Source organism: Dactylosporangium salmoneum, from assembly GCF_039532525.1.
GTDB classification, from domain to species: Bacteria; Actinomycetota; Actinomycetes; order Mycobacteriales; family Micromonosporaceae; genus Dactylosporangium; species Dactylosporangium salmoneum.
The window spans coordinates 81149-107264 of sequence record NZ_BAAARV010000030.1 but is presented as its reverse complement, the minus strand read 5'-3'; the positions used below and the strand labels follow the sequence as shown (position 1 = coordinate 107264).

The 26116-nt window shown below is 71.1% G+C and carries 25 protein-coding genes, 1 tRNA gene, 1 other RNA gene and 1 pseudogene; 15 read left to right on the top strand and 13 right to left on the bottom strand.

The annotated features are described in order from the left end of the window. Window positions 1-18 precede the first annotated feature (18 nt). Window positions 19-867, bottom strand: a pseudogene (mtnA, locus tag ABD352_RS20670) (S-methyl-5-thioribose-1-phosphate isomerase); the annotation flags it as partial. Window positions 868-995: 128 nt separating this feature from the next. On the opposite strand from mtnA, the gene ABD352_RS20665 reads away from it, so the two are divergent. Further along, window positions 996-1433 carry a hypothetical protein gene (locus ABD352_RS20665; protein ID WP_344614062.1) on the top strand — a complete coding sequence of 146 codons (438 nt, stop codon included), beginning with the start codon at window positions 996-998 and terminating at the stop codon, window positions 1431-1433. Window positions 1434-1684: 251 nt separating this feature from the next. On the opposite strand, the gene ABD352_RS20660 is transcribed toward ABD352_RS20665, so the two are convergent. Together ABD352_RS20660 and ffs are read right to left on the bottom strand one after the other, a co-directional pair. Next, a complete protein-coding gene (locus tag ABD352_RS20660) occupies window positions 1685-4291 on the bottom strand; it encodes a DNA polymerase III subunit gamma and tau (protein ID WP_344614061.1) in 2607 nt (868 codons plus the stop codon). Window positions 4292-4389: 98 nt separating this feature from the next. Then, window positions 4390-4483: signal recognition particle sRNA small type (ffs, locus tag ABD352_RS20655), an RNA gene on the bottom strand. A 55-nt stretch (window positions 4484-4538) separates the two neighbouring features. On the opposite strand from ffs, the gene ABD352_RS20650 reads away from it, so the two are divergent. From ABD352_RS20650 to ABD352_RS20630, 5 genes are all read left to right on the top strand, one after another. Next, window positions 4539-4623, top strand: a tRNA-Ser gene (locus tag ABD352_RS20650). Window positions 4624-4865: 242 nt separating this feature from the next. Continuing rightward, window positions 4866-5138: a hypothetical protein gene (locus ABD352_RS20645; RefSeq protein ID WP_344614060.1), complete on the top strand. Its 273-nt coding sequence runs from the start codon at window positions 4866-4868 to the stop codon at window positions 5136-5138. A gap of 150 nt (window positions 5139-5288) precedes the next feature. Next, a complete protein-coding gene (locus tag ABD352_RS20640; RefSeq protein WP_344614059.1) occupies window positions 5289-5579 on the top strand; it encodes a hypothetical protein in 291 nt (96 codons plus the stop codon). Between the two features lie 239 nt (window positions 5580-5818). Further along, a complete protein-coding gene (locus ABD352_RS20635) occupies window positions 5819-6724 on the top strand; it encodes a helix-turn-helix domain-containing protein (RefSeq protein WP_344614058.1) in 906 nt (301 codons plus the stop codon). Between the two features lie 32 nt (window positions 6725-6756). Next, on the top strand, window positions 6757-6957 hold the full coding sequence (locus ABD352_RS20630; protein WP_344614057.1) for a DUF397 domain-containing protein: 201 nt from the start codon (window positions 6757-6759) through the stop codon (window positions 6955-6957). Window positions 6958-6960: 3 nt separating this feature from the next. Here ABD352_RS20630 and ABD352_RS20625 read toward each other — a convergent pair whose 3' ends face one another. Together ABD352_RS20625 and ABD352_RS20620 are read right to left on the bottom strand one after the other, a co-directional pair. Beyond that, window positions 6961-7164: a DUF397 domain-containing protein gene (locus tag ABD352_RS20625; protein WP_344614056.1), complete on the bottom strand. Its 204-nt coding sequence runs from the start codon at window positions 7162-7164 to the stop codon at window positions 6961-6963. A 170-nt stretch (window positions 7165-7334) separates the two neighbouring features. Further along, window positions 7335-7814 (bottom strand): DUF6232 family protein, encoded by a 480-nt coding sequence (locus ABD352_RS20620; RefSeq protein WP_344614055.1) that lies wholly within the window; start codon window positions 7812-7814, stop codon window positions 7335-7337. A gap of 258 nt (window positions 7815-8072) precedes the next feature. Between ABD352_RS20620 and ABD352_RS20615 the strand changes: the two genes are divergently transcribed. Next, window positions 8073-8393, top strand: coding sequence for a YbaB/EbfC family nucleoid-associated protein (locus ABD352_RS20615; protein ID WP_344614095.1), 321 nt, complete (start codon window positions 8073-8075; stop codon window positions 8391-8393). A 15-nt stretch (window positions 8394-8408) separates the two neighbouring features. After that, the gene (gene recR / locus ABD352_RS20610; protein WP_344614054.1) at window positions 8409-9002 is read left to right on the top strand and encodes a recombination mediator RecR; all 594 of its coding nucleotides are present in this window, start codon (window positions 8409-8411) and stop codon (window positions 9000-9002) included. On the opposite strand, the gene ABD352_RS57660 is transcribed toward recR, so the two are convergent. From ABD352_RS57660 to ABD352_RS20590, 4 genes are all read right to left on the bottom strand, one after another. Continuing rightward, window positions 8999-9205 carry a hypothetical protein gene (locus ABD352_RS57660; RefSeq protein WP_425553580.1) on the bottom strand — a complete coding sequence of 69 codons (207 nt, stop codon included), beginning with the start codon at window positions 9203-9205 and terminating at the stop codon, window positions 8999-9001. The genes recR and ABD352_RS57660 overlap by 4 nt on opposite strands. Window positions 9206-9419: 214 nt before the next feature. Then, a complete protein-coding gene (locus ABD352_RS20600; protein ID WP_425553579.1) occupies window positions 9420-10136 on the bottom strand; it encodes a GmrSD restriction endonuclease domain-containing protein in 717 nt (238 codons plus the stop codon). Window positions 10137-10199: 63 nt separating this feature from the next. Beyond that, window positions 10200-11906 (bottom strand): 2-isopropylmalate synthase, encoded by a 1707-nt coding sequence (gene leuA / locus ABD352_RS20595; RefSeq protein WP_344614051.1) that lies wholly within the window; start codon window positions 11904-11906, stop codon window positions 10200-10202. A 160-nt stretch (window positions 11907-12066) separates the two neighbouring features. Then, a complete protein-coding gene (locus tag ABD352_RS20590; RefSeq protein WP_344614050.1) occupies window positions 12067-12813 on the bottom strand; it encodes a hypothetical protein in 747 nt (248 codons plus the stop codon). 177 nt (window positions 12814-12990) lie between these two features. Between ABD352_RS20590 and ABD352_RS20585 the strand changes: the two genes are divergently transcribed. The 4 genes from ABD352_RS20585 to ABD352_RS20570 all read left to right on the top strand — a co-directional run bounded on the left by ABD352_RS20585 (window position 12991) and on the right by ABD352_RS20570 (window position 17657). Next, window positions 12991-14256, top strand: a complete 1266-nt coding sequence (locus tag ABD352_RS20585; protein ID WP_344614049.1) for an aspartate kinase — start codon at window positions 12991-12993, stop codon at window positions 14254-14256. A 9-nt stretch (window positions 14257-14265) separates the two neighbouring features. Further along, window positions 14266-15327 (top strand): aspartate-semialdehyde dehydrogenase, encoded by a 1062-nt coding sequence (locus tag ABD352_RS20580; protein ID WP_344614048.1) that lies wholly within the window; start codon window positions 14266-14268, stop codon window positions 15325-15327. 253 nt (window positions 15328-15580) lie between these two features. After that, window positions 15581-17095, top strand: coding sequence for an MFS transporter (locus tag ABD352_RS20575; RefSeq protein ID WP_344614047.1), 1515 nt, complete (start codon window positions 15581-15583; stop codon window positions 17093-17095). After that, window positions 17073-17657 (top strand): acyl-CoA-like ligand-binding transcription factor, encoded by a 585-nt coding sequence (locus ABD352_RS20570; RefSeq protein ID WP_344614046.1) that lies wholly within the window; start codon window positions 17073-17075, stop codon window positions 17655-17657. The genes ABD352_RS20575 and ABD352_RS20570 overlap by 23 nt, the downstream gene beginning before the upstream one ends. Before the next feature lie 143 nt (window positions 17658-17800). Here ABD352_RS20570 and ABD352_RS20565 read toward each other — a convergent pair whose 3' ends face one another. Next, entirely contained in the window at window positions 17801-19441 is a 1641-nt protein-coding gene (locus ABD352_RS20565) for a DNA repair helicase XPB (RefSeq protein ID WP_344614045.1), read from the bottom strand. A gap of 278 nt (window positions 19442-19719) precedes the next feature. Between ABD352_RS20565 and ABD352_RS20560 the strand changes: the two genes are divergently transcribed. Continuing rightward, window positions 19720-19890: a hypothetical protein gene (locus ABD352_RS20560; protein ID WP_344614044.1), complete on the top strand. Its 171-nt coding sequence runs from the start codon at window positions 19720-19722 to the stop codon at window positions 19888-19890. A 3-nt stretch (window positions 19891-19893) separates the two neighbouring features. Here the strand turns inward: ABD352_RS20560 and ABD352_RS20555 are convergent, their stop codons facing one another. Next, window positions 19894-22263 (bottom strand): helicase-associated domain-containing protein, encoded by a 2370-nt coding sequence (locus ABD352_RS20555; protein ID WP_344614043.1) that lies wholly within the window; start codon window positions 22261-22263, stop codon window positions 19894-19896. 80 nt (window positions 22264-22343) lie between these two features. After that, complete coding sequence (locus ABD352_RS20550; RefSeq protein ID WP_344614042.1) at window positions 22344-23984, bottom strand: glycosyl hydrolase family 18 protein; 1641 nt, start codon at window positions 23982-23984, stop codon at window positions 22344-22346. A gap of 135 nt (window positions 23985-24119) precedes the next feature. Between ABD352_RS20550 and ABD352_RS20545 the strand changes: the two genes are divergently transcribed. Both ABD352_RS20545 and ABD352_RS20540 read left to right on the top strand, forming a co-directional pair. Further along, window positions 24120-24758, top strand: coding sequence for an HAD family hydrolase (locus ABD352_RS20545; protein WP_344614094.1), 639 nt, complete (start codon window positions 24120-24122; stop codon window positions 24756-24758). Between the two features lie 73 nt (window positions 24759-24831). Beyond that, entirely contained in the window at window positions 24832-25230 is a 399-nt protein-coding gene (locus ABD352_RS20540) for a cold-shock protein (RefSeq protein WP_344614041.1), read from the top strand. 62 nt (window positions 25231-25292) lie between these two features. On the opposite strand, the gene ABD352_RS20535 is transcribed toward ABD352_RS20540, so the two are convergent. Beyond that, a complete protein-coding gene (locus ABD352_RS20535; protein WP_344614040.1) occupies window positions 25293-26111 on the bottom strand; it encodes a 1,4-dihydroxy-6-naphtoate synthase in 819 nt (272 codons plus the stop codon). Between the last annotated feature and the right edge of the window lie 5 nt (window positions 26112-26116).

Below are 26116 nucleotides of genomic sequence, written 5' to 3'. Positions count from 1 at the left end.
CGCGGCCGGCGTCACGTCGAACGCCGGGTTGACCGCCTCCGTCCCCGCCGGCGCGGCCCCGACGACCTCGGCCGACCCGCGGTCCTCGATCTCCACGTCGGCCCCCGACGCCGTGTCGAGGTCCACGGTGGACTCCGGCGCGACGCAGATGAACGGGATGCCGGCGGCCCATGCCCCGAGCGCGTGCGAGTACGTGCCGACCTTGTTCACCACGTCCCCGTTGGCGCAGATCCGGTCCGCACCGAGGATCACCGCGTCGACCTCCCCGCGCGCCATCAGGAACGGCCCGGCCGAGTCGACCGCCAGCCGGTGCGGCACCCCGGCCCGCCCGAGCTCCCACGTGGTCAGCCGGGCCCCCTGCAGCAGCGGCCGCGTCTCGCTGGCGATGACGCTGTGGAGGGCTTTGCGGCGGTACAACTCGAACACCACGGCCAAGGCGGTGCCCTCCACGACGGTGGCCAGCCCGCCGGCGTTGCAGTGCGTGAGAAGCCGCATGCCACTGCCGCACAGCGTCTCGACGAGATCCGCCCCGAGCCGCGCCATCGCCGCCGAACTGGCGATTTCCTCGTCGCGAATGCGAAAAGCCTCCGCGAGCACGGCGTCGAAGGACGGCAACAGCGCCGCCGCCCGCCGCGCGCCGCGGGCCAGGTTCACCGCCGTCGGCCGCGCCGTTTCAATGAGGCGTACGGCATGAGCCCGGGCCTGCGCATCCTGATGCTGAACGGCGGCCAGCGCGACCCCGAACGCCCCCGCCACCCCGAGCGCCGGCGCCCCGCGCACGGCCAGCCGCACAATGGCGTCCACCAGCGCCTCGACCGTTTCCAGCCGCAGGTACACGGTCTCGCCGGGCAGCCGTGTCTGATCCACGACCACCACCGCGCCGTCAATCCAGTCAATGGTGTGAATCAATCCCGTTACCCCTACCGGATTCGCCCGTTCGGTCCGCTTTCATGAAATCGCCAACCACTCACGTTGACGCGCGTACATTCGGTTTCATGAGCTCCATGTTGTTGGCGCTCGCGGCGATCCCGATCGTCATGGCCGCGGCCCTGCTCGCGTTGATGAAGGTCCCGACCAACCTCCAGCTGACCGTCACCGAGACGGCTCTGGTCGTCGAGCCTCAGGGCCTTGACCGCTGGTGGACCCGCCGCGCGCGCATCGAGGTCCCGGTGTCCGCCATCGCCGCGATCCGCATCGCCCCGCGCTCCGAGGCCCTGCCGCCGCGGGGCGGCCTGCACGTCAACGGGATCATCACCGCCGGCGCCCAGGGCGACACCTTCTGGGATGTCCGCCGGGGCGACCAGCTCCTCATCATCACGTGCCTGCCGGGCGCCGAGTTCGCCACCCTGGTCCTGCAGTTCGCCAACCCGTTCTCCACCCTGGCCCGCACGCGCACCGTACTGTCGCGCCACCCCGAGCGCGCAACGCACTGACCGCCGGGCCGGGCCTGCCACTCGGCGATCGGCGGGAGGGCTCATCCAGTTATTGACGTCGCTGCCATGCGAATTGTCCAGCCCGCATGGCGAATACGGCACAACAACTTCGGGCCTCAGCGACTGCTGCGCAACACCGCCAGGGCTCCCGTGCTACGAACCGACCCGTCGATGCGCTCTGTGCGGCGATGGAGCCACCCGAGACCTCTCGGACCGTTCACCCGACAGGACCGGCGGCCGGGCGTGGGAGGTCAGCCGGTGGTCTCGCCGATCTTCTCGGCGCCCAGGGCCTCGATCAGGAGCCGCAGGGCGGCCTCCTCGCTCGTCTCGCGGACCTCGCTGGCGTCGTCCAGCAGCTCGTCGCCCGGGTCCAGCCCTGGGAAGCGCGGATCGGCGGCCACCGGCGAGTCGAACTCGGGGTCCCACGGGGGCTCGTCGCCGCCGGTGCCCTCCCAGGCCGACTCGGCGCTCGCGGCGGCCGGGCGGCGGCCGTTCGCCGGGGGCGGTGGAGAGGCCGGGCGGCCGCCGTTCGTGGCGGGGGCCGGCGGGGCGGCGGGGGTGTTGGGGGCGCGGCGGGCGCCGTTGGCCGCGGCGCGGCTGGCCGCCTCGCGGGCGCGTTCCAGGGCGCTGGAGCCCGTCTGGCGGGGCTGGGCCGGAGCCGGCGGCGCGGGCGGGGCTGCGGGCGCCTCAGGGACCACGGAGATCGCCGAGCCCGCCGACGCGGCGCTGGGGGCGGGCGGGGCCGGTGGCGCAGGGACCACGGAGATCGCCGAGCCCGCCGACGCGGCGCTGGGGGCGGGCGGGACCGGTGGCGCCACGACGGCGGCAGCGGCGGAGCCCAGCGTCGCCGGGGTGGGCCAGTCCTCGGCGGCCGCCGGCTGCGGTGCGGCGCCGCCCGGCACCGCGGGCGTCGGCCAGTCGCCGTCGCCGGTCGCCGCCATCACCGCCGTGGCGGCGGGGGCGGGAGCTGGGGCCGAGCGGCGCGGGGAGCCGTGGTCGCCGGAGGCCTGTGGAGGCGCCGGGCGGTACTGGGGCTCGATGGACGCTCCGGAAGGGGCCGGCGGGGGAGCCGACGGTCCGGCCGGCGACGGGGTGGGCTGCGGCGGCGTCGGGCGGTTGCCGCCCCCACCACCGCCGCCCGGCTGACCGCCGACCTCGCAGCGGACCTGCCAGCGGCCACCGAAGAGCTCCTGCAGGGCGCTGATCAGCACCTCGGGGCCGGCGTTGAGCATGTTGGCGTGTGTGGAGTACTTGAAGCCCAGGACCAGGGTGTTGGACTCCACGGCCTGGACGGTGGCGTCGCGCAGGATGGCGCCGGTCTTCTTGCTCTTGTCGTTGACCAGCGACAGGACGTCGGGCCAGGCCCGGCGCATCGCGTCGGCGTCCAGGCTTCCGCCGCCGCCCGCGGCCGCGGAAGGGGTCGGGGCCGGGCGGGGAGCGACGGGTGCGGGCGCCGGCTCCGGAGCGGCCTCGACCTGTGCCGCCGGGGTAGTCGCCGGAGGTGGGGCAGCCGCCGGAGGTGGGGCAGCCGCGGGGGCGTCCGACCAGGCGGCCGGGGCGGGCGCGGGCGGCACCTGGGGAGCCGCCGGCGCCGCCTCCACGGCCGCACCGCGGATGTAGTCCAGGCCGCGGTTGCCCTCGACCGCGCCGCGCGCGATCGGCGGCGCCGCCGGGGCCTCGGCGGCGGGCACCCCGCCGGCCTGCAGGCGCCGCTCCATGCGCTCCAGCCGCTGCAGCAGCGCGGAACTGGAGGAGTCGGCCCCCGGCAGCAGCATGCGGGCGGTGATCAGCTCCAGCAGCAGGCGCGGGGCGGTCGTGCCGCGCATCTCGGTCAGGCCGTTGTGGACGATGTCGGCGTAGCGGGACAGGGCCGCCTGGCCGAGCTGGGTGGCCTGGGCGCCCATCCGCTCGAGCTGGTCGTGCGGCGCGTCCAGCAGGCCCTTGGTGACGGCGTCGGGGATCTGCTGCAGGACGATCAGGTCGCGCAGGCGCTCGAGCAGGTCGGAGGCGAAGCGGCGCGGGTCGTGGCCGGCCTCGACGACGCGGTCGATGACGCCGTAGGCGCTGCGGCCGTCGTCGGCGGCCAGGGCGTCGCACATCTCGTCGATGAGGGCCACGTCGGTGACGCCGAGCAGGGCCACCGCGCGGGCGTAGGTGACGCCCTCGTCGCCGGCGCCGGCGATCAGCTGGTCGAGGACCGAGAGGCTGTCACGGGCCGAGCCGGCCCCCGCCCGTACCACCAGAGGAAACACGGCGGGCTCGACCTTTACGCCCTCGGCCGCGGTCAGCTGCTCCAGATAGGGCCGCAGGACGCCCGGGGGGATCAGGCGGAAGGGGTAGTGGTGGGTGCGGGACTTGATCGTGCCCAGCACCTTCTCGGGCTCGGTGGTGGCGAAGACGAACTTGACGTACTCCGGCGGCTCCTCGACCAGCTTGAGGAGGGCGTTGAAGCCGGCCGAGGACACCATGTGGGCCTCGTCGATCACGTACACCTTGAAGCGGCTCGACACCGGGGCGAAGAAGGCGCGCTCGCGCAGGTCGCGGGCGTCGTCCACGCCGCCGTGGCTGGCCGCGTCGATCTCGATGACGTCGATCGAGCCGGCGCCGTCGGGGGCCAGGTCGCGGCAGGACTGGCACTCGCCGCACGGCTCGGGGGTCGGCCCGCGCTCGCAGTTGAGCGACCGGGCCAGGATGCGGGCGCTGGACGTCTTGCCGCAGCCGCGGGGACCCGAGAAGAGGTAGGCGTGGTTGAGCCGCCCCGAGCGCAGCGCCTGCGACAGCGGCTCGGTGACGTGTTCCTGCCCGATGATCTCGGCGAACGTGCGAGGCCGGTACTTTCGGTAGAGCGCGAGCGCCACCTGCGGTCCCTCCGTTCGACTAGAGCCGGGACCACCGTACTCCGCACCACCGACACTTTCCGGCAGCCGTCACGCGGGCGGGCGGGGGCGCCGGATGCAAAGAGGCCACCCGTGCACCCGACAGAGCTCACTTATCCTTGCTGCCTTCCGGCCCTGGGGAGGTTCATGAGGTGTCGCCGCACGAGTGGCTTGGACACCACAATACCCTGGTGCACAGACCCCGCGAGCAATGGGTATCCTGTCGCACGGAGGATTCGCCTAGAGGCCTAGGGCGCACGCTTGGAAAGCGTGTTGGGATAAAACCCTCACGAGTTCGAATCTCGTATCCTCCGCACCGCCTACCAGGCGAAACGCCGGGCCGGTCCCCATCCGGGGGCCGGCCCGGCGGCGTTTGGCCCCCCGTCGGGGTGTCATGACGCACGTCGGGGTGTCATGACGCACGTCACACCCGGAACGTCATCCACTGGACGGCCACTTGTCATATCGCCATCTGCGGTACGGCAGGTTGAAGGGTGTTCGGGCGTGACGGGCCATGGGACCATCGGTGCATCGGCACGCTGTTGAGGGGGCGGCGATGTTCTATCGGAGCTCGGACATCCTGATCACCAGCACCTACGTGGTCATTCTGCAACCCAATCCAATGCGGTTCCATCTCGAGGGGATCCAGTCCCCGTACATCGTCCGGCACGGTCGGGGGGCCGGTTTCCGGGCGGGGCACGAGATCCGGGCGCGGTACGAGGCCGCGGACGTGCGCATCTTCTTCACCACCAACCGGTCCACCTTCGGGGCGGTGCGCCGGGCGCTGATCCGCGCCCTGGAGCAGCGCGGCCACCCCCTACCTATCTGAGTAGGGCAACCAGCGATATGGCAGGTAGTTGCCTAGCGCCCAGGCATACGGCATGCGACCATCGACAGTAGTTGAGCCACGAGGGGGCGAGTGGCCGACACGCAACAGCGCCCGGGCGGCAACCGGGCGCTGTTCTCGTTGGTGAGGGGGATGCGAATGTTCTACAGAAGTCCCGACCTGATCGTGGCCACCGACTACTTCGTGATCCTGAGACCCGCGCGGGTGGAGTACCGCATCGACTTCCTGGAGAAGGTGTACGTCCTGGAGCACCCCCGCGTCGGCCGCACCCGCGCCGCGCAGGAGATCCGTGCCCAGTACGGTCTCCACGACGTGCGCCTCTTCCACAGCAGTGACCCGCGGACCTTCGGCCAGGTCCGGCGCGCCCTGATCAGGGCACTGGAGTGGCGGGAGCGGGAGCGGCGGCGGTATGCCGCACTGTGACCCTACTAGCCGGTAGGTAACGATCCGGCGAACGTGCCATATCCCGAACAGCCGTATGGCAGAAAGGCCGTATAGTTACCGCGGCTCGAACGAGACCACCCGGAACGGGCGGCCTGTTCCGCGACGAGCGGGTAGGCGCTTGACGGTGTCTGTCAACCGAACGCCTACCGGCGACGTAGGGTTACACCAGCAGCTATGCGGCAAGTAGGCATACGTCCAACGAGGGACACGACGACGTCATGAGTCCGGGTGACACGCCCGCCGTCGCTCGCCGGAAGGTCCGGCTCGCGATCAAGGACGCCCGCAGCGCCAAGGGTGACACGCAGACCCAGGTGGCCGAGGCCATGGAGTGGTCGCTCTCCAAGGTGATGCGCATCGAGTCCGGCGAGGTCACGATCTCGAAGAACGACCTGCGCCCGCTGCTGGCCTATCTCGGGGTCAAGGACCGCAAGGTCGTCGAGGAGCTGCTGGAGGCCACGGCGGCGGCCCGGCAGCGCAAGCAGTGGTGGGACGACAAGCGCTACCAGGGCGCCCTGCTGACCCAGGCGACGCGCCAGCTGATCAGCTTCGAGGCCGAGGCGTCCTCCATCCGCAGCTTCGCGCCGACGACGTTCCCCGGATGGCTGCAGACCGAGCGGTACGCCCGGGCGATCCTCGAGGGCTACGCGTACGAGATCGCCGAGGACGTCATCGAGGCCCGCATGTCGATCCGGATGGAGCGCCAGAAGATGCTGCGCGGGCGCGAGCCCCGGCCGGCGCTGCACGCCCTCGTCGACGAGTCCATCCTCCTGCGCGAGGTCGGCGGGGTGGAGGTCCTGCGCGAGCAGCTCGCCGCGATCAGCGCGGCGATCGAGGACGGCCTGGTCGTCGTGCGCATCCACCCGTCCTCGCGTCCGATGCCCCCCTTCGGCCATTTCGACCTGCTGAACCTGGCGGGTGAGGCGGACGGGCATGCGGTGCTCTACCGGGAGAGCGGCCTCTACGACGAGATCGTCGACGACGCGGTCCGGATCGCGCGCCATCGCGAGGGCTGGGACCGCACGTGGGACGGCGCGCTCGACGAGAAGAATTCGGCCAGAAGGATCGCCGCCGCGGCCGCCAGCGCCGGCGCCTATCCGGCCGGCAGTGATCTTCGGACTGAATAGCTTTCCGGAGACCATCTCAGAAGGGGATCGATATGCACATGGCGGTCACGCCTGCCTGGCGAAAGAGCAGCTACTGCGCCAACCAGACCTGCGTCGAGGTCGCCGACCGCGCGCACGACGGGATTGCTGTTCGTGACGCCAAGGAGCTGGACGGGTCGGTGTTGTCGTTCGAACGCGAGACGTGGGCCGCGTTCGTCGGCGGCATCAAGGCCGGCCGGTTCGACAGGCAGTAGCGCTCAACGCGGCGGAGTGAGGCTGTCGATGCGCAATCCCGCTAGGAACGTGCGCCAATCCGCCGAGCCGAATTCCAGACGAGCACCGCTGGGGTCTTCCGAATCACGAACCAGGATGCCATCGGCGATGAACGCCACTTCCACGCACGTAGTGTTGCCACAGATCGCGGCCTTGCGCCACACCAGGGGGTTGTTGTTCTCGGCCACGGGTCGGCCTCCTTCAAACCCAAGGACGTGAACCTTCAGCATAGTGAGCGGCGTGTCATACACCACGTGAGCATGCGAAGTTGGCCCATGAATGCGTATTTCCGGCAAACCGGGCAACGGGCACTGCCCGCGGGACCAACATTCCCGCGGGCAACCTTCACGGCGCGTCCTCAGAGCAGGGAGTTCAACCTCCGGTAGGCCTCGGCGTAGCCGGCGCGGTCGAGGCGCTCCACGCTCGCGGCGTTGGCCGCGAACGCGCGCATCAGGCACCGCCGCACGCGCATGACGGACACGGCGCTGGTCGTGGAGAACAGCGTGACGTCGGCGCCCGCGTACCGGGCGCGCAGTGACCACACGACCGGCGTGAAGACCCGGAGCGCCCGGTTGGTCAGCGGCGAGACGGCCAGCGCGGCCGCGGTGATCACGTACGGCCCGGCCGCATCCGTGTACCTGAACGTGAGCACGGCCGCCGCCCCCACGGTGACCAGCGCCCCGGCGACGAGCAGTACGATGCGTGCAGGGTGCCCGTCGTGCTCGACGCGCGGCCGATCGAGGCCCTCCAGGTCGTAGACCTGGGGCTCGGGATTCCAGACGGCGAAGACGTCGTCCGTGATGACCAAGTCCGGATCTCGGTAGATGACGGTAGGCATCGGTTCCCCCCTTAGCCTTCGTCGAACAGTATGAGTCAGCCGCGTCACAGATCGCCAGACCACAAGCTGCCATATCGCTAGGTGCCGCAACGCCGCCGCTCGCCCTGTGCTGCCGTCCGGTCCGTGCCACCCATCCCACCCAGAGTCGTATGCCGGATCGGGTCAGGCAACTACGTATTTGGGTAGGGCATAAGCTGGTCGGAACATCCGTCACACGAGTTGAAGGAGCGGCCCGTGCGGCCCGGTGGACAGCCCAACCTGCAGCAGATGATGAAGCAGGCGCAGAAGATGCAGCAGCAGATGGTCGCCGCGCAGGCCGAGCTGGCCGAGGCGGAGCTCACCGGCACGGCCGGGGGCGGGCTCGTCACGGCGACCGTGAAAGGTACCGGCGAGGTCGTGGCGGTCAAGATCGATCCCAAGGCGGTCGACCCGGACGACGTGGAGACGCTGGAGGACCTGATCGTGGCGGCCGTGCACAACGCGGCCCAGGCGGCGCGGGACCTCACCGAGCAGAAGATGGGGCCGCTGACCGCCGGGCTGGGAGGCCTGGGCGGCGGGCTCGGCCTGCCCGGGTTCTAAGAGCGGGCATCGGGCGTGTACGAAGGCGCCATCCAGGACCTGATCGACGAGCTCGGCCGGCTGCCGGGGGTCGGGCCGAAGAGCGCGCAGCGCATCGCGTTCCACGTGCTCTCGGCCGACCCCACCGACGTCAAGCGGCTCGCCCAGGCGCTGCAGCGGGTCAAGGAGCTCGTGCGGTTCTGCACGCGCTGCTTCAACGTGGCCGAGGCCGAGCTGTGCCGCATCTGCCGCGACCCGCGCCGCAGTGACGAGGTGTTCTGCGTGGTCGAGGAGCCCAAGGACGTCGTCGCGATCGAGCGCACGGGCGAGTTCCGGGGCCGCTACCACGTGCTCGGCGGGGCGATCAACCCGCTGGAGGGCATCGGCCCGGACAACCTGCGCATCCGCGAGCTGATGACGCGGCTGGCCGACGGGGCGTGCAAGGAGCTCATCCTCGCCACCGACCCCAACACCGAGGGCGAGGCCACGGCGACGTACCTCGCCCTGCTGGTCAAGCCGATGGGCCTCAACGTCACGCGGCTGGCCAGCGGGCTCCCGGTCGGCGGCGACCTGGAGTACGCCGACGAGATCACGCTCGGGCGCGCCTTCGAGGGAAGAAGAGCCGTCTAACCCTCGGGCCGATTGAGGATCCCGGCGACGACGGCGTGCACGGCGGCCAGGTCGGCGGGGTCCTTCACGGTGCCCTTTGCGCCGGTCACGACGTACCACTCATCGGCGTCCTTGTATTGGACCTTGACGACGAAGGACCCATCGGCGCCGAGCTCGGAGCGCAGCGTCAGCTCGCCGGTGACGACGCCGACCTCGTCGGTCATGACCCCGCCCGGTCCGGCCATGATGTCGGTCTGCAGCGGAGCTTCCGGAGCGGCCGGAGCGGCCGGAGCGGCCGGAGCTTCCGGCGCGGCCGGCGCGGCCGGCGGTTCCGGGGCGGCCGGAGTTTCCGGCGGGGTCGAGGCAGGGGTCTCAGGGGCCGAAGGGGCCGGATTTGGTGTCGTCGATTCCGTCATTTTGTCCGGCCCCCTCTGAAAGCTACTTACAGGTCGCGAGCATGTCGGCGAGCGCGGTCTTCTCCGCCTGCGTGACGGTGAGCTTGTAGAACGCCTTCACCGTGACCCAGTTTTGCGCGTACGTGCACCAGTACGTGTGCGACGGCGGCTTCCAGGTCGACGGATCCTGGTCGCCCTTTGCCCTATTGGACTGCAGGCTAACCGCGAACAGTTGCGGCCGGGTCAGATCGTTCGCGAAACCCTTGCGCTGTTCGTCGGTCCACGCCGCCGCGCCCGAGCGCCAGGCGGCGGCGAGCGGGACCATGTGGTCGATGTCGAGGGCGCCCGGGTCGGTGACCGCCTTGTCGTCGTACGGGCTGACCCAGCTGCCCGCGGTGACCTTGCAGTCGGCGCCCGTCTTGACGTCCTTGCCGTCGCGCTTGAGGACGACTTCGCGGGTGTCGCAGCCGCTGCCCTGCCCGATCCAGTGGGGGAACTTCTCGCGGCTGTAGCCGGACATCGAGCCGGCGGCGGCAACGGTCAGCGCGTTCAGGGAAGCGGTCGCGCTGCCGGCGTTCCCGGCGTTCCCGGCATTACCGGTGTTGCCCGGGTTGGCCGGCGCACCTGACGCGGGCTGGCTCCCGTCTGAGGGGGAGGAGACGTCGCAGCTGCCGGCGCTGGTCAGCACCGTGGCGATCGCGAGGGCGATGAGGACGGCTTTGCCGTTGGTGAGGGGGCGCACGCCATTACTGTGCGGCATCAGCGCCCGTTGCGCCCGGAGGACCCGCCCGTGTTGATCCTCACGGGCGGGTCCGATTGGCGACTAACCGCGGTTGGCGGCGCTCAATACGGCACGCAGCGAGGCGGTGACGATGTTCGCATCGACGCCGACGCCCCAGTACGTGACGCCGTTGACGGAACACTCGACGTAGGCCGCGGCCTGCGCGCCCTCGCCGGAGGTGAGCGCGTGCTCGGCGTAGTCCAGCACCCGCACGTCGGCGCCGACGTCGCCCAGGGCGTGCACGAACGCGTCGATCGGGCCGTTGCCGGTGGCGCTCACCGTGCGGGCCTCGCCGTCGGCGGTGATCTCGGCGGTCAGCGTGACCTTGCCGTCGGCGGTGGTGGCCTCGTACCCGACCAGCGCGAAGCGGCGGTCGCTGAAGTACTCGCCGGCGAAGAAGTCCCACATCGCCTGCGGGTTGACCTCGCCGCCCTCGTCGTCGGTGTGCCGCTGCACGACGCCGGAGAACTCGATCTGCAGCCGGCGGGGCAGGTCCAGGTGGTGCTCGCTCTTCATGACGTACGCGACGCCGCCCTTGCCGGACTGCGAGTTGACCCGGATGACCGCCTCGTAGGAGCGGCCCAGGTCCTTCGGGTCGACGGGCAGGTACGGCACGCCCCACGTGAACTGCTCAACCGGCACGCCCGCCTTGGCGGCGTCGCGCTCCAGCCACTCGAAGCCCTTCTTGATGGCGTCCTGGTGGGAGCCGGAGAAGGCGGTGTACACCAGGTCGCCCGCGTAGGGGTGGCGCTCGTGGACGGGCAGCTGGTTGCAGTACTCCACCGTGCGCTTGATCTCGTCGATGTCGGAGAAGTCGATCTGCGGGTCGACACCCTGCGAGAAGAGGTTCAGGCCCAGCGTCACCAGGTCGACGTTGCCGGTGCGCTCGCCGTTGCCGAACAGGCAGCCCTCCACCCGGTCGGCCCCGGCCAGCAGGCCCAGCTCGGCGGCGGCCACCGCGGTGCCGCGGTCGTTGTGCGGGTGCAGCGACAGCACCACCGACTCGCGCCGGGGCAGGTTGCGCGACATCCACTCGATGGAGTCGGCGTAGACGTTCGGGGTCGCCATCTCCACCGTGGCCGGCAGGTTGACGATCAGCGGGCGGTCCGGGGTGGGCTGCAGCACCTCGATGACCGCGCTGCACACCTCGAGCGCGTAGTCCAGCTCGGTGCCGGTGTAGGACTCCGGGGAGTACTCGTAGAAGATCTGGGTGTCGGGGGTGATCGCCTCGGCGTACTTCTGGCACAGCCGCGCGCCCGTGGTGGCGATGTCGGTGATCCCGGCCCGGTCCAGGCCGAACACCACCCGGCGCTGCAGCGTCGAGGTCGAGTTGTAGAAGTGCACGATCGCCCGGCGGGCCCCGACCAGCGACTGGAAGGTGCGCTCGATCAGGTTGTCCCGGCACTGGGTCAGCACCTGGATCGTGACGTCCTCGGGGATGAGGTCCTGCTCGATCAGGGTGCGCACGAAGTCGAAGTCGGTCTGCGAGGCGGCCGGGAAGCCGACCTCGATCTCCTTGTAGCCCATGCGTACCAGCAGGTTGAACATCCGCCGCTTGCGCTCGACCGACATCGGGTCGATGAGGGCCTGGTTGCCGTCGCGCAGGTCGACGGCGCACCACCGGGGGGCGACCTTGACCTCGTTGCCCGGCCATTGCCGATCGGTCAGCGGGATCGGGAACTGTTCAGAGAAGGGCCGGTAGCGGTGGATGGGCATACGGCTGGCGTTCTGACGGGCGATTTCGGACATGCTCTATCTGCTCCTGGATGAGTTTGCGCGATCTTCGAGGAACGACCGGCAAGGAGCGCAGACGCGCGCGTTATCCCCGCGACGAGGTGCCGGCCTGGAGGGCCTCGTCGCGGCGACCAAGAAGAAGCGTCTGCCACATGTCAAGCGCCACTGTACCCGGTCAGGAGTGCGTGGGCGAGGCTGGGGCGGACGGCGGCGGGGGCGGGGCGGACGTGGACAGCGGCGAGCCGTCCACCACCGGCCCGGGCAGCGAGATGGTGCCCGGCGCCGCGACCACCTCGCCGGTCAGCGTCAGCTGACCGAACGCGAACTTGGCCGCGGTGAGGATGCCGTCGTCGTTGTAGCAGAAGGTGCCCGGGTCGATCGGCGGCGCGATCGCGGTCACCCCCGGCTCGACCGCGAAGCAGGGCGCCGACGTGTCGGCCAGCGCCTCGGCCGGCGCCACGGCCAGCGGGATCTGCCGGTCCAGCAGCACGTCGAGCCAGGCCACGAAGACGTACTGCAGGCGGGGGTCGACCGCCGCCGGGAGCCGCTTGCCGCTGGCGGCCACCCGCACGCAGCCGCTGGCCGGGTTGATCGGGCACTGGTAGAGCCCTTCGGGCCGGCTCGCGATCGCCACGTCCTGGGTGCCGCCGAGCGCGCCGCCCTGGACGTCAACCCGCCAGGTGCGGTCGGTGGCGACGGTGACCAGGATCGAGCGCGGCGCCTTGCCCTGCGCCGTCAGCGTGTAGGCAGCCACGTACCGCTTGTCCTTGGCCACCGCCACCCGGGCGGCCAGCAGGGCCCTCGGGTCGGGCTGGGCCGGCTCCGCGCTCGCGCTCGCCACGGGCGTGTCCGGCGCCCCCGACGAGCCGCAGGCGGCGACCAGCAGGCCGGTGAGCACGGCCAAGGCCGTGCCGGTGGTCACAGTGATCGCACGATTGCCGACCCGATGCTGCAGCACCCGCGTATTCTCGCCCGGCGGGGCGGCCGGATCGTGGAACGCCACTCCCGAGGGGCATCCCACCCCGGTACGCTCGGCTGCGTTGACCTCGCGTGTACTCGCGTGCGACCTCTCGTGTGACCTGGAAGGAGCTCGACGGCGGTGGCGCTGATCGTGCAGAAATATGGCGGTTCGTCCGTCGCCAACGCCGAGCGCATCAAGCGCGTCGCCGAGCGGATCGTCGATACGCGCAAGGCGGGCCACGAGGTCGTCGTGGTGGTGTCCGCGATGGGCGACACGACCGACGAGCTGCTGGACCTCGCCTCGCAGGTCAGCCCGGTGCCCGCCGGTCGCGAGCTGGACATGCTGCTCACCGCGGGCGAGCGCATCTCGATGGCGCTGCTGGCGATGGCGATCAACAACCTGGGCTTCGAGGCCCGCTCCTACACCGGCAGCCAGGCCGGCGTGATCACCACGTCGACGCACGGCCGGGCCCGGATCATCGACGTCACCCCCGGGCGGCTGCGCAGCGCGCTCGACGAGGGCGCGATCGCCATCGTGGCCGGCTTCCAGGGCGTCTCCCAGGACACCAAGGACATCACCACGCTGGGCCGGGGCGGCTCGGACACCACCGCCGTGGCCCTGGCCGCCGCCCTGCACTCCGACGTCTGCGAGATCTACACCGACGTCGACGGCATCTTCACCGCCGACCCGCGGGTGGCCAAGAACGCCCGGCACATCAACCAGATCACCTACGAGGAGATGCTCGAGCTGGCCGCGTGCGGCGCGAAGGTGCTGCACCTGCGCAGCGTCGAGTACGCGCGGCGCTTCTCGCTGCCGATCCACGTCCGTTCCTCGTACTCAACCGCAAACGGCACCATGGTCACCGGATCGATGGAGGACCTTCCCGTGGAGCAAGCGCTCATCACCGGCGTCGCGCACGACCGCAGCGAGGCGAAGATCACCATCGTCGGCGTGCCCGACCAGCCCGGTGTCGCCGCGCGGATCTTCCAGACCGTCGCGGCCGCGGAGACCAACATCGACATGATCGTGCAGAACGTGTCGACCGAGAGCACCGGCCGCACCGACATCTCCTTCACGCTGCCCAAGACCGACGGCCCCGCCGCGAAGGCCGCGCTCGAGCGCATCAAGGCCACGGTCGACTACAAGACGATCCTGTTCGACGACCACGTCGGCAAGGTCTCCCTCATCGGCGCCGGCATGCGCTCCAACCCGGGCGTCGCGGCCAAGCTCTTCGCCGCGCTGGCCGAGGCCGGGGTCAACATCGAGATGATCTCGACCTCGGAGATCCGGGTCTCGGTCGTGTGCCGCGACACCGACCTCGACGTGGCCGTGCGCGCCATCCACGACGCCTTCGAGCTCGGCGGCGACGAGGAGGCTGTGGTGTACGCGGGGACCGGAAGGTAGGTCGTCCCCATGGGCGCTCTGCCGAGCCTGGCCGTGGTCGGAGCAACCGGGGCGGTCGGCTCCGTGATGTGCGACCTGTTGTCGTCGCGCAAGAACGTGTGGGGTGAGATCCGGCTCGTCGCGTCGAAGCGCTCGGCGGGCCGGCGACTCACCGTGCGCGGCGAGGAGCTGCTCGTGCACGAGCTGGCCCCCGAGGTCTTCGACGGCATCGACGTGGCCATGTTCGACGTGCCCGACGAGGTCTCGGCCGAGTGGGCGCCGGTCGCGGTGTCGCGCGGCGCGATCGCCGTGGACAACTCCGGCGCCTTCCGCATGGACCCCGACGTGCCGCTCGTCGTGCCCGAGATCAACCCCGAGCAGGTGCGCAACCGGGTCAAGGGCATCATCGCGAACGCCAACTGCACGACCCTGACGATGATCGTCGCGCTGGCGCCGCTGCACCGGGAGTACGGCCTCAAGGAGCTCGTCCTGGCCTCCTACCAGGCGGTCTCCGGCGCCGGCAAGGACGGCGTCGACACCCTGCTCGACCAGGTGCGGCGGGTCGCGGGCGACCGCACGCTGGGCTCGCGCTCCGGCAACGTGCGCCAGGCCGTGGGCGACGACCTCGGCCCGTTCCCGGCCCCGCTGGCGCTCAACGTGGTGCCGTGGGCCGGCTCCCTGCGCGACGCCGGCTGGTCCTCCGAGGAGCTCAAGCTGCGCAACGAGTCGCGCAAGATCCTCGGCCTGCCCGACCTGAAGGTCTCCGCGACCTGTGTCCGCGTCCCCGTCGTGACCGGGCACTCCGTCGCCGTGCACGCGGTCTTCGGCGCGGAGGTCGACGCGGAGGGCGCCCGCGAGGTGCTGCGCCACGCGCCGGGCGTGATCCTGGTCGACGACCCGGCCGCCGGCGAGTTCCCGATGCCGATCGACGCCGTGGGCACGGACCCGTCGTGGGTCGGCCGCATCCGCCGCTCGGTGGACGATCCCCGCGCGCTCGACTTCTTCGTGACCGGCGACAACCTGCGCAAGGGCGCGGCGCTGAACACGGCCCAGATCGCGGAGCTGCTGTCCGCGGAGTTCCGGGCCGCCTAGTTTTTTCGGGACTCCGGTCCGCGCAACCAGGGACCGTTGCTCCCGTCGGCGCCTGGTCTGGGTCGATCAGAGCGAAGCCGCATCGAGCCAGACTGGGCGAACCGGTCGGCCCCGGGGGGCCTCCCTGCCAGCTCCGCTGTGCCAAGACCCGCGGCGGCTCCCACGACTTATCCGATTTATGCCCTGGCGGGGTGTAAAACGGATACCCGGCGTTGATTGACAGCGGCTACCAAGTGACAGTTACTCTCAAATCATGGATGCTGTCACTTCCAGCCCACGGCGGTGGTGGGCGCTGGTCGCGATCGTGCTCAGCGTGCTCACCGTCGGCTTCGACACGACGATCCTCAACGTCGCCCTGCCCACCCTCGCCACCGCGCTCAACGCCGGCAGCGACGACCTGCAGTGGATCGTCAACGCATACGTGCTGGTCTTCGCCGGCCTGCTGCTCGTCATGGGTGCGCTCGGCGACCGCTACGGCCGCAAGCGGCTGCTCATGGCCGGGCTGTTCGTGTTCGCCGCCGCCTCGCTGGTCGCCGTCTACGCCGACAGCGCCGGCCAGGTCATCGCGGCCCGCGCGCTCATGGGCGTCGGCGGCGCCATCCTGACCCCGCTCACGATGGCCGTCCTGCCGGTGCTGTTCGACGAGCGCGACCGGGGCAAGGCGATCGCCCTGGTCACGATGGGCATGGGCATCGGCCTGCCGCTCGGTCCGATCATCGGCGGCTACCTGCTCGAGCACTTCTGGTGGGGCTCGATCTTCGTCATCAACGTGCCAGTGGCCCTGATCGCGCTGGTCGCCGTCGCCTTCCTCATCCCCGAGTCGCGCTCGGCCAACCCCAAGCGCATCGACTACCTCGGCGCCGCGCTGTCCACGCTGGGCCTGGTCGCCCTGGTGTACGGCGTGATCGAGGCCCCCACCCGCGGCTGGACCGACGCGAGGGTCCTCGCCGCCCTCGCCGCCGGCGCGCTCCTCCTGCTGGCCTTCGCCCTCGTCGAGCGGCGCCTGGCCCAGCCCATGATCGACCTGCGGCTGTTCCGCCTGCCGCGCTTCGCCTGGGGCACCGCCGCCGGCGTCCTGGCCTCGTTCGCCCTCTTCGGCGCGCTGTTCATCCTGCCGCAGTACCTGCAGGCGGTCCGCGGCAGCGACGCCCTGGGCGTGGGCCTGCGCCTGCTGCCGCTGATCGGCGGCATGTTCTTCGGCGCGCCCTTCGGCGAGCGCCTGGCCCGCCTCACCCAGACCCGCATCCCGATCGCCGTGGGCCTGCTCATCGGGGCCGCCGGCATGGTCATGGGCGCGCAGACCGGCATCGGCTCGGGCTACGGCTACGTGGCCGCCTGGCTGGCCATCACCGGCGCCGGCGTGGGCCTGGCCCTGACCCCGGCCATGGACGCCGTGCTCGGCTCCCTGCCGCGCGACGACGCCGGCTCGGGCACCGCGATCACGATGACCCTGCGCCAGGTCGGCGGCGCCCTGGGCGTGGCCCTGCTGGGCAGCCTGACCTCCGCCGTGTACCGCGACCGCCTGGACAACGCCCCGGAAGCCGCCCGCCAGTCCATCTCCTCCGCCGTGCACCTGGCCGCCAAGACGGGCGACCACGCCCTGGCCCTGGCCGCCCGCACGTCCTTCCTGGACGCCATGGCCGCGGTGCTGCTCGTCTGCGCCGCCATCGCCGTGGTGGGCGCCATTCTGGTGGCGTTCTTCCTGCCCCATGCGCAATCGCCCGACGCTGCGAAAGAATCGGTTGATGAGCTCTCCCGGCTTGCGTGAGCGCAAGAAGCAGAAGACCCGCTGGACGATTCAGGAGCACGCCGTGCGCCTGTTCGTCCAGCAGGGCTACGAGGCCACCACCGTGGAGCAGATAGCGGAGGCCGCGGAGATCTCCCCGAGCACCTTCTTCCGCTACTTCAAGACCAAGGAAGACGTGGTCATCCAGGACCGCTACGACGACCTCATGGCCGAGGAGATCCGCAACGCCCCGCCGGGCCTGCCCCCGCTGGACGTCGTCCGCAACGCCTTCCTGACGACCATCGCCGGCGTGACCGAGGAGGAGACGGAGCAGGTCCTGCAGCGGGCCAGGCTCCAGTTCTCGGTCCCGGCCCTGCGCATGCGCGCCCTGGACGTCATGCAGGAGTCCATCCGCCATCTGGCCGCCCCGCTGGCCGAACGCCTGGGCCGCCCCGCCGACGACTTCCGCTGCCAGGCCTTCGTCGGCGCCTGCGTGGGCGCCATGATCAACGCCCTGATGGCCTGGGCGGAGACCGCCGAGTCCACCGACGACGTCTCCGCCCTGATAACCGAGGCCTTGTCGGTGCTGACCGAGGGCCCGTAACCAACCACGCCGCAGCGCCATGGCCAAGCTGATCTACGTGTCGAACGTGTCCCTCGACGGCTACATCGAGGACGAACACGGCAGCCAGCTCGGCAGCGGTGTCGTGTACCTCCGCTACCGAATCAAGACCTGAGCAGCGCGAATCAGGCCAGCACGTCGTCGGCGTCGGTAATCGTGTAGGCATACCCCTGCTCGGCCAGGAACCGCTGCCGATGCGCCGCGTACTCCGTGTCGATCGTGTCCCGGGCCACGACCGTGTAGAAGTGCGCCTGCCGCCCATCGGCCTTGGGTCGAAGCACCCGCCCGAGCCGCTGCGCCTCCTCCTGCCGCGACCCGTACGTCCCCGACACCTGCACCGCGACCGCCGCCTCCGGCAGGTCGATCGAGAAGTTCCCGACCTTGGAGATCACCAGTGTCCGCAGGTCCCCCGCCCGGAACGCGTCGAAGAGCTTCTCCCGCTCCCGGTTCGTGGTCGACCCCTGCACGATCGGCGCCTGGAGGAACTCCCCGAGCTCGTGCAGCTGGTCGATGTACCCCCCGATGACCAGGATCTGCTCGTGCTTGTGCCGGTCGATCAGCGCGCGCACCACCGGCAGCTTGGTCCGCGCCGTCGCCGCCACCCGGTACCGCTCCTCCGGCTCCGCCACCGCATACGCCATCCGCTCGGCGTCGGTCAGCGTCACCCGCACCTCGACGCACTCGGCCGGCGCGATCCAGCCCTGCGACTCGATGTCCTTCCACGGCGCGTCGTAGCGCTTCGGCCCGATCAGCGAGAACACGTCGCCCTCGCGCCCGTCCTCGCGCACCAGCGTCGCGGTCAGCCCCAGCCGCCGCCGGGCCTGCAGGTCGGCGGTGAACCGGAAGATCGGGGCGGGCAGCAGGTGCACCTCGTCGTAGACGACCAGGCCCCAGTCGCGGGCGTTGAACAGGTCCAGGTGCGCGAACTGGCCGCTCCGGCGGGTGGTCAGCACCTGGTAGGTCGCGATGGTGACCGGCCGGATCTCCTTGCGCTCGCCGGAGTATTCGCCGATCTCCTGCTCGGTCAGCGACGTGCGGGCGATCAGCTCACGCTTCCACTGCCGCCCGGCGACCGTGTTGGTGACCAGGATCAGTGTCGTCGCCTGGGCCTCGGCCATCGCGGCCGCGCCGACCAGCGTCTTTCCGGCGCCGCAGGGGAGCACCACCACGCCCGAGCCGCCGGCCCAGAACGAGTCGACCGCCTCGCGCTGGTAGGAGCGCAGCTTCCAGTCGCTCTCGGCCAGGTGGATCGGGTGCGCCTCGCCGTCGACGTAGCCGGCCAGGTCCTCCGCCGGCCAGCCCAGCTTCAGCAGCGCCTGCTTGAGCCGCCCGCGCTCGGAGGCGTGGACGATGACGGTGTCGGCGTCGATATGGGCGCCGAGCATCCCGGCGAGCTTCTTGCTCTTGGCGACCTCGATCAGCACCGCCCGGTCGGAGGCGCGCAGGACCAGGCCGTGGACCGGGTCGTTGAGCAGCTGGAGCCGCCCGTAGCGGTCCATCGTCTCGGCGATGTCCACCAGCAGCGCGTGGGGGACCGGGTAGCGGGAGTAGCGCAGGAGCGAGTCGACCACGCTCTCCGCGTCGTGGCCCGCGGCGCGCGCGTTCCACAGCCCGAGGGGGGTCAGCCGGTAGGTGTGCACGTGCTCCGGCGAGCGCTCCAGCTCCGCGAACGGCGCGATGGCCATGCGGCACGCCTGAGCGTCGGGGTGGTCGACCTCGAGCAGCAGGGTCTTGTCGGACTGGACGATCAATGGACCTTCTGGCACCGAACCAGTGTCGCATGCGGGTATGACATTCCCGGATAGTGGGAAGAGAGGACCCCCTTGCAACCGCCCGCCACCCGGGGCGCGTTTTGGAGGTTGACGGTCTCGCGGCCGTCGCCGCGGAGCCGGACGGGCGCGTTCGGGACCACCCGGTCAGCGATCCGGGTGGTCGAATCAGTTCGGGGGCGGGCGCGTCGTCCGATCCGGGCTCCGGGCACATCGGGGGCGGATCAGGAAAATCACCTGATCCGCCGGACAGATGGCGCAACTACCATCGATGCATGGCCAAGCTCGGCGTCGCCGTCGTCGCGATCGCCACCCTGGCCTGGTTCCTGGTCTCCTGGCTGGTGCTGCACAGCCCGCTCACCGACGCGATCGGCGAGACCGCCGGCGTCCTGGCCGGCGTCCTGCTCGTCGTGTCCGTCATCGGCACGGTGCGAGCCAGCGAATAGCGCTTACACCTCGGACTCGGGAACCGCTCCGGTGATGCGGTGCAGCGCGAAGGTGTGCAGCATCTCCGTGCGCTCGTCCTCCGCCCGCAGGTACCCCGACCCCATCGAGACGGGCCGGACCAGCCGCGACGCCGTGGCCCCGTGCGCGTCGACGTACCCGACCCACACCCGCGTCTTGTCCCGCAGCGCCTGCTGGAGCACCTCGAGGGCCTCGGTGTGCGATGCCCCGTTGGCCCCGTTGGCCCGCACCGTCACCGGGGCCCGCCGCGCCACCCGGGCCGCCGCGTCGCCCCGGCGGATCTGCTCGATGACCCCGGCCAGGCGGGGTGCGGAAAGCCGTACCGATGCGGCGGGATCTTCGACACCCCTGGCGGCCCATGCCGGCCGCGGCGAACCCCGCCGGGCCTTGGGCCGGGTGAGGACGGCGGCGCCGGTCGAGTCCTCCTGCACCGGCGGGTAGCCGGCATCGCGCAGCGCCTCCAGCAGCCGGGCCGGCGTGTGGCGGCAGGCCAGCACCGTGGGGGCCAGCCGGCGCAGGCCGAGCGACTGCAGCCGCCGGTCGGCGAGCACCTCGGCGATCACCGACTCGTCGTCGCTGCGCACGTAGGAGTTGGCCGAGCCGATCCGCATCCCGCCGTGGCGGCGGGCGACGTCGTCGACGAGGTACGTCAGCGTCTGCGGCACCGGCGTGCGCGAGCGGCGGGCCAGCAGCGCGTGCAGGTCGGCGGCCGAGTAGCCGGCGTCCAGGCTGCGGCGCACCGTCTCGGCGGTGATCCGGTAGACGCTGGCCGACTCCTGCTGGCCCAGCAGCTCAAGCTCGCCGGCCAGGGTGGGCTCCGGCGGGCCGGGCACGATCACCGAGAGGTCGGCCTGCAGCAGCACGTGGTCGACGGGGGCGGGCAGCAGCGTGTCGAGCAGCGCGGCCGAGCCGGCCAGCGCGAAGCCCCCGGGGGCGTCGATGCCCAGCGGGTCCTCGGGGTCGAGGCCGTCTGCCTGCAGCTCCGCCAGCAGCAGCCGGCCGTAGCCGGTCAGCCCGTCGAAGCCGGTCAGGCCCAGGAACGCGGCCTCGGCCAGGCTCGCCTCGATGCCGGCCGAGGCGCCCCGGTTGATCCGCCGCGGCGCCCGCCAGGCCAGCGTCTCCACCACCCCGGCCGCGGCCACCGTGCAGCCCGGCGCCAGGTCGGCGAGCACCTGCAGCGCGGCCCGGCGCTGGGCCGGCGCGCCCGGCCGGGACAGCTCCGGTGCGAGCGCGTTGATCGGCCGGTCGCGGTCGTCGCGCTGGCCGACCAGGGCCGGGGCGCGCGTCATGGTGAGCCAGCCGACCGCGAGCCGGTGCCAGCGGGCCGCGATGCCGCCGGCCCGCCAGGCGTCGTACGCCACGGTCGGCAGGAAGACGCTCTCGACCCGCTTGTTGTCGATGATCTCCTCGCCGATCAGCCCGGCCGCGGTGACCACCTCGGCCAGCAGCGCCGCCTGCGGCTCGTCCACCCCGACGGTCTTGGCGTAGCGGCGCAGCTCGCGCACGCCGAGGCCGCCTGAGCGAAGTACCGACGGCGGCTCCTGACCGATGGCCTCGATCAGCGTCTCGGCGTTGCGCACCAGATCCAGGACCTGCCCCGCGCCCGCCCGGTCCAGCTGGGCAGGGTCGCGCTGGGGGGTGTCCATCGGCGGGGGGTCGGGGTGCAGCTGGCCGAGCGGCCCGGACTCGCGGCGCAGCACCAGCGACACCTCGACCGGTAGCTCCACGGCGTCGCGCCCGACGATGACCAGCAGGTGGCGTTCGACCAGCCAGCGCACGGGCGAGTCGGAGCCGGGCTGCAGGCTGGCGACGGCGACCGTGCCCACCGGGGGACCGGCGGCGAGCCGGTCGAGGACCGCGCGGGCGGCGGGTGGGGCGGCCAGCAGGGTGCGGCGCAGCCCGGCGGCGTCGGCGGCCAGGACGCCCGCCATCGGGTCGAGCTCCTCCGCCGGCCTTCCGAGTCCCGCGGGGTACGGCGAGCAGACCTCCTCTACCGCCCCCACGATGCGCAGCGCCTCATCCGGCCCGAAGATCACCGCGAACGCGCGCAGCCGGTCGATCGCGGCGCGCACCCGGGCAGCCTCCACCCCGGACTGCGCGGTGAGCGCGAGGACCGCCTCGACGGACGAGGTGTGACCCACGCGGGTGTACCGCAACGCGTCGAGGATTTCCAGGGTGAACTGGTCGAGGGCGTCCAGCGCGCGGGCCACGGCCACCCGCGACTGCGCCCGGTGGGCCAGGGCGGAGAAGTCCGACGGCGGCGGGATGACCAGGTCGGGGCGCAGCCGGATCAGCGCGGCCAGCTCCTCGTCGGGCAGGGCGCGCAAATGGTCGGCCAGCGTCGTCGTCGTCATCTCGCCTCATACGCTAACCGGCCCGAACGACGAACGAGGGCGGGCCCGGCGGGCCCGCCCTCGTAGTGCAGTACTTCCCGTTACTTCAGGCCACCGCTCACGGCGGTCATCAGCTCGCCGTTGGACGTGTCGCCGGAGAGCTCCCAGACGAACGCGCCGCCCAGGCTCTGCTGCTTGGCGTACGCCATCTTGCTGTTGATCGTCGAAGGCGTGTCGTAGCTCCACCAGTTGTTGCCGCACTTGGCGTAGGCGGTGCCACCGACGGTGCCGGTCGACGGGCAGCTGTTCTTCAGGACCTTGTAGTCCTCGATGCCCGCCTCGTAGGTGCCGGGGGCCGCGCCGGTCGCGGTGCCACCGGGCGCGTCCTGGGTGACGCCCGTCCAGCCGCGGCCGTAGAAGCCGATGCCGAGCAGGAGCTTGCTGGCCGGGATGCCCTTGGACTTGAGCTTCTGGATCGCCGCGTCGGAGCAGAAGCCGGCCGTCGGGATGCCCGAGTAGCAGGTCAGCGGCGAGTGCGGGGCGGTCGGGCCCTGCGCGTTGAAGGCGCCGAAGTAGTCGTACGTCATCGGGTCGATGAAGTCGAGGTTCGAGATGGCGCCGGCGTAGTCGGCCAGGTCGATCTTGCCGCCGTTGGAGCCGTCGGCCGTGATGGCCGCGGTGACCAGGGCGCTCGAGCCGAACTTGGCGCGGACCGCCGCGATCAGGCTCTTGAACGAGTTGGGGCCGCTCGCGTCGCACTGCAGGCCACAGGCGTTCGGGTACTCCCAGTCGATGTCGATGCCGTCGAAGACACCGGCCCAGCGCGGGTCGTTGACCAGGTTGTAGCAGGAGTTGGCGAACGCGGTCGGGTTCGCCGCCGCCTGCGTGAAGCCGGCCGACCAGCTCCAGCCGCCGAAGGACCAGATGACCTTCAGGCCGGGGTGCTTGGCCTTGAGCTTCTTGAGCTGGTTGAAGTTGCCGCGCAGCGGCTGGTCCCAGGTGTCCGCGACGCCGTCGACCGACTCGGCCGCGGTGAACGCCTTGTCGTAGTCCGCGTAGCTGTCACCGATCGAGCACTGGCCGCCCGTGGTGTTGCCGAACGCGTACATGATGTGGGTCAGCTTCGAGGCCGAGCCGCTGGTCTCGATGTTCTTGACCTGGTAGTTGCGGCCGTAGATGCCCCAGTCGGTGAAGTACGCGACGACCTTCTTGCTGCCCGTGGACGGCGGGGTGCTGGTGGTCGGCGGGGGCGTGGTCGGCGGCTTGGTGGTCGGCGAGGTCGTCACCGGCGGCGTGGTCGGGGGCGTGGTGGTGGTCGGCGGCGCCGTGGTCGGGGTCCCGCCGCTGCAGCTCACGCCGTTGATCTTGCAGTTGAGCGGCGGCTTGGCGCCGGCGCCGTTCATGCCCCAGCTGAAGCTGGCGCCGGCGGCGAGCGTCGTGGACCAGGACTTGTTCTTCGCGACGTAGTGCTGACCCGTCTGGGTCACGTCGGCGTCCCAGAAGCTGGTGATCGAACCGCCCGCGGGAAGGTCGAACTCGAGCGTCCACCCGTTGATCGCGCTCGCGGTGCCGTTGGTGATCTTGTAGCTGGCGCCCCAGCCCGTGCCCCAGTCCTGGTCGACCGTGAACGTGGCGCTGAGGTTGCCGGCGGCGTTGGCGTTAGTCGTGACGATAGGCACGACGGCCCCGGCCGCCGCCAACGCGGCGGCGACGATGAGGCCGTTGCGGACAGATCGTTTCATCGCGTCTCCTGGATGTTCCCTTAGGAAACTTTCCTAAAAGTGATCGTGACGGTAGTGGTCAACGTCTCAGCCCGTCAATAGGAGACGGGCCCCTTTCTCGATGGCCCACCTACTTTGACCTGGGCATCCTTAAGGGTGTCTCAACAACCGGTTGTCATTGGCTTTGACCTTGACATGACGCTCCTCGACACCCGGCCCGGCATCGCCGCCACGTGGCGCGCGCTAGCCGCACGCACGGGCGTTCCCATCGATGCCGACCTCGCGGTGACCAGGCTCGGCCCGCCGCTGCGGCAGGAAATGGCCGAGTGGTTCCCGCCCGAGCGGGTGGAGGAGGCGGTCGGCATCTTCCGGGCGCTCTACGTGGACCACGCCATAACGCCCGCGGTGGCCCTCCCAGGAGCATTGGAAGCCCTGGCATCGGTACGCCGGGTGCCTGCCCGGATCGTCGTCATCACCTCGAAGCTGGGCCGCCTGGCCGAGGCGCACCTGGCGCACCTGGGCATCGCGGTCGACCGGGTCTACGGCGACGTCTTCCACGCCGGCAAGGCTCAGGTGCTGCGCGAGATCGGCGCCACCGCCTACGTCGGCGACCACGTGGCCGACATGCAGGCCGCCGCGCTGGCCGGCATCCCGGGCGTGGGCGTGACCACGGGCCCGTGTTCCGCCGAGGAACTCCGCGCGGCCGGCGCCGCGGTGGTCTACCCCGATCTGCACCCGTTCCCGGCATTTCTCCAAGGCATGATCTCGGTTGGCCGGGTCGTTTCGGGTGACTAGCCTTGGTGTGCAATCCCGCGTGCCGCGCGTGAGGCGCGCCCGGGACGGGTCCGACACTGGGGAGCAGGGCAGCGTGCCGACGGGTCGAGTGAAGTGGTACGACCAGGAGAAGGGTTTCGGGTTCCTCACCAGCGACGACGGGGGAGACGTCTTCGTGCACAAGGCGGCCCTGCCGTCGGGCGTGGGTGAACTGAAGACCGGTCAGCGGGTCGAGTTCGGGGTGGTCGAGAGCCGCAAGGGCAGTCAGGCCCTGCAGGTGAAGTTGCTCGATGCGCCGCCGTCCGTCACCGAGGCCCGGGCGGTGGCCAACCGCCGCCCGCCGGAGGAACTCCACGGCCTGATCGAGGACATGATCAAGGTGCTGGAGGCCAAGATCCAGCCGGACCTGCAGCGCGGCCGCTTCCCGGACCGCAAGACGTCCCGCACGGTCGCCGAGGCCGTGCACCTGGTGGCGCGGGAGCTGGAGGTCTAGCCCCGCTCACATGGGCCCGTGCGCCGTTCGCGCACGGGCCTCCTTTATACCGTTGTTGCGGCTTATGCCCCAACCAGCGGAGTGGCCGGCACCAGCCCCTCGGCCGCGGCCCGGTTGAGCAGCGCGTCGACGGCGGCGTGCCCGTCGGGCCCGAGCGAGGCGGTGAACTCGTTGACGTACAGCGCGATGTGCTGATCGACGACCGCCTGCTCCATCTCCTGCGCGTGCTCCAGCACGAACTCCCGGCTCGCCCGCGGATTCTCCCAGGCCAGCCGCACCGACTCCTTGATCCACGCGGTCGCCTGCTCGGGATCGACCCGATCGCGGTGCGCGATGATCGCCCCGAGCGGGATCGGCAGCCCGGTGTCGTTCTCCCACCACTCCCCGAGATCGACCAGCGCCCGCAGCCCGTACCGCTGGAACGTGAACCGCGCCTCGTGAATCACCAGCCCGGCGTCGAACCGCCCCGCCGCCACCGCGGGCATGATCTCCGCGAACGGCACGACCTCGACGGAGGCCGGCGGCTCGGCGGCCGACCAGAGCCGCATGAGCAGATACGCGGTCGTACGGTCCCCGGGCACCGCCACGCGCTTGCCCGCCAGCGAGCCGATGCTGGGATCCTTGACGAGCACGAGGGGCCCGCAGCCGCGGCCGAGCGCCCCGCCGCAGGGCAGCAGCGTGTACTTGTCGAGCAGCCAGGGCAACGCCGCGTAGCTGACCTTGACGAGGTCGAACTCCCCGTTCAGCGCCGCCGTGTTCGTAACATCGACATCGGCGAACGTCACGTCGAAGCCGGGCGCCCCGGCCACCAGCCCGTGCGTCAGCGCGTGAAACACAAACGTGTCGTTGGGGCACGGCGAGAATGCGAGCGAAAGCGTCACAAACC

Bases quoted from the DNA above. Each gene is read 5' to 3' on its own strand.
- ABD352_RS20665 (WP_344614062.1), top strand. From the start codon at position 996: ATGAGCTCCATGTTGTTGGCGCTCGCGGCGATCCCGATCGTCATGGCC.
- ABD352_RS20645 (WP_344614060.1), top strand. From the start codon at position 4,866: ATGTTCTATCGGAGCTCGGACATCCTGATCACCAGCACCTACGTGGTC.
- ABD352_RS20640 (WP_344614059.1), top strand. From the start codon at position 5,289: ATGCGAATGTTCTACAGAAGTCCCGACCTGATCGTGGCCACCGACTAC.
- ABD352_RS20635 (WP_344614058.1), top strand. From the start codon at position 5,819: ATGAGTCCGGGTGACACGCCCGCCGTCGCTCGCCGGAAGGTCCGGCTC.
- ABD352_RS20630 (WP_344614057.1), top strand. From the start codon at position 6,757: ATGCACATGGCGGTCACGCCTGCCTGGCGAAAGAGCAGCTACTGCGCC.
- ABD352_RS20620 (WP_344614055.1), bottom strand. From the start codon at position 7,814: ATGCCTACCGTCATCTACCGAGATCCGGACTTGGTCATCACGGACGAC.
- ABD352_RS57660 (WP_425553580.1), bottom strand. From the start codon at position 9,205: ATGACCGACGAGGTCGGCGTCGTCACCGGCGAGCTGACGCTGCGCTCC.
- ABD352_RS20600 (WP_425553579.1), bottom strand. From the start codon at position 10,136: ATGCCGCACAGTAATGGCGTGCGCCCCCTCACCAACGGCAAAGCCGTC.
- leuA (WP_344614051.1), bottom strand. From the start codon at position 11,906: ATGTCCGAAATCGCCCGTCAGAACGCCAGCCGTATGCCCATCCACCGC.
- ABD352_RS20580 (WP_344614048.1), top strand. From the start codon at position 14,266: ATGGGCGCTCTGCCGAGCCTGGCCGTGGTCGGAGCAACCGGGGCGGTC.
- ABD352_RS20575 (WP_344614047.1), top strand. From the start codon at position 15,581: ATGGATGCTGTCACTTCCAGCCCACGGCGGTGGTGGGCGCTGGTCGCG.
- ABD352_RS20570 (WP_344614046.1), top strand. From the start codon at position 17,073: ATGAGCTCTCCCGGCTTGCGTGAGCGCAAGAAGCAGAAGACCCGCTGG.
- ABD352_RS20560 (WP_344614044.1), top strand. From the start codon at position 19,720: ATGGCCAAGCTCGGCGTCGCCGTCGTCGCGATCGCCACCCTGGCCTGG.
- ABD352_RS20555 (WP_344614043.1), bottom strand. From the start codon at position 22,263: ATGACGACGACGACGCTGGCCGACCATTTGCGCGCCCTGCCCGACGAG.
- ABD352_RS20550 (WP_344614042.1), bottom strand. From the start codon at position 23,984: ATGAAACGATCTGTCCGCAACGGCCTCATCGTCGCCGCCGCGTTGGCG.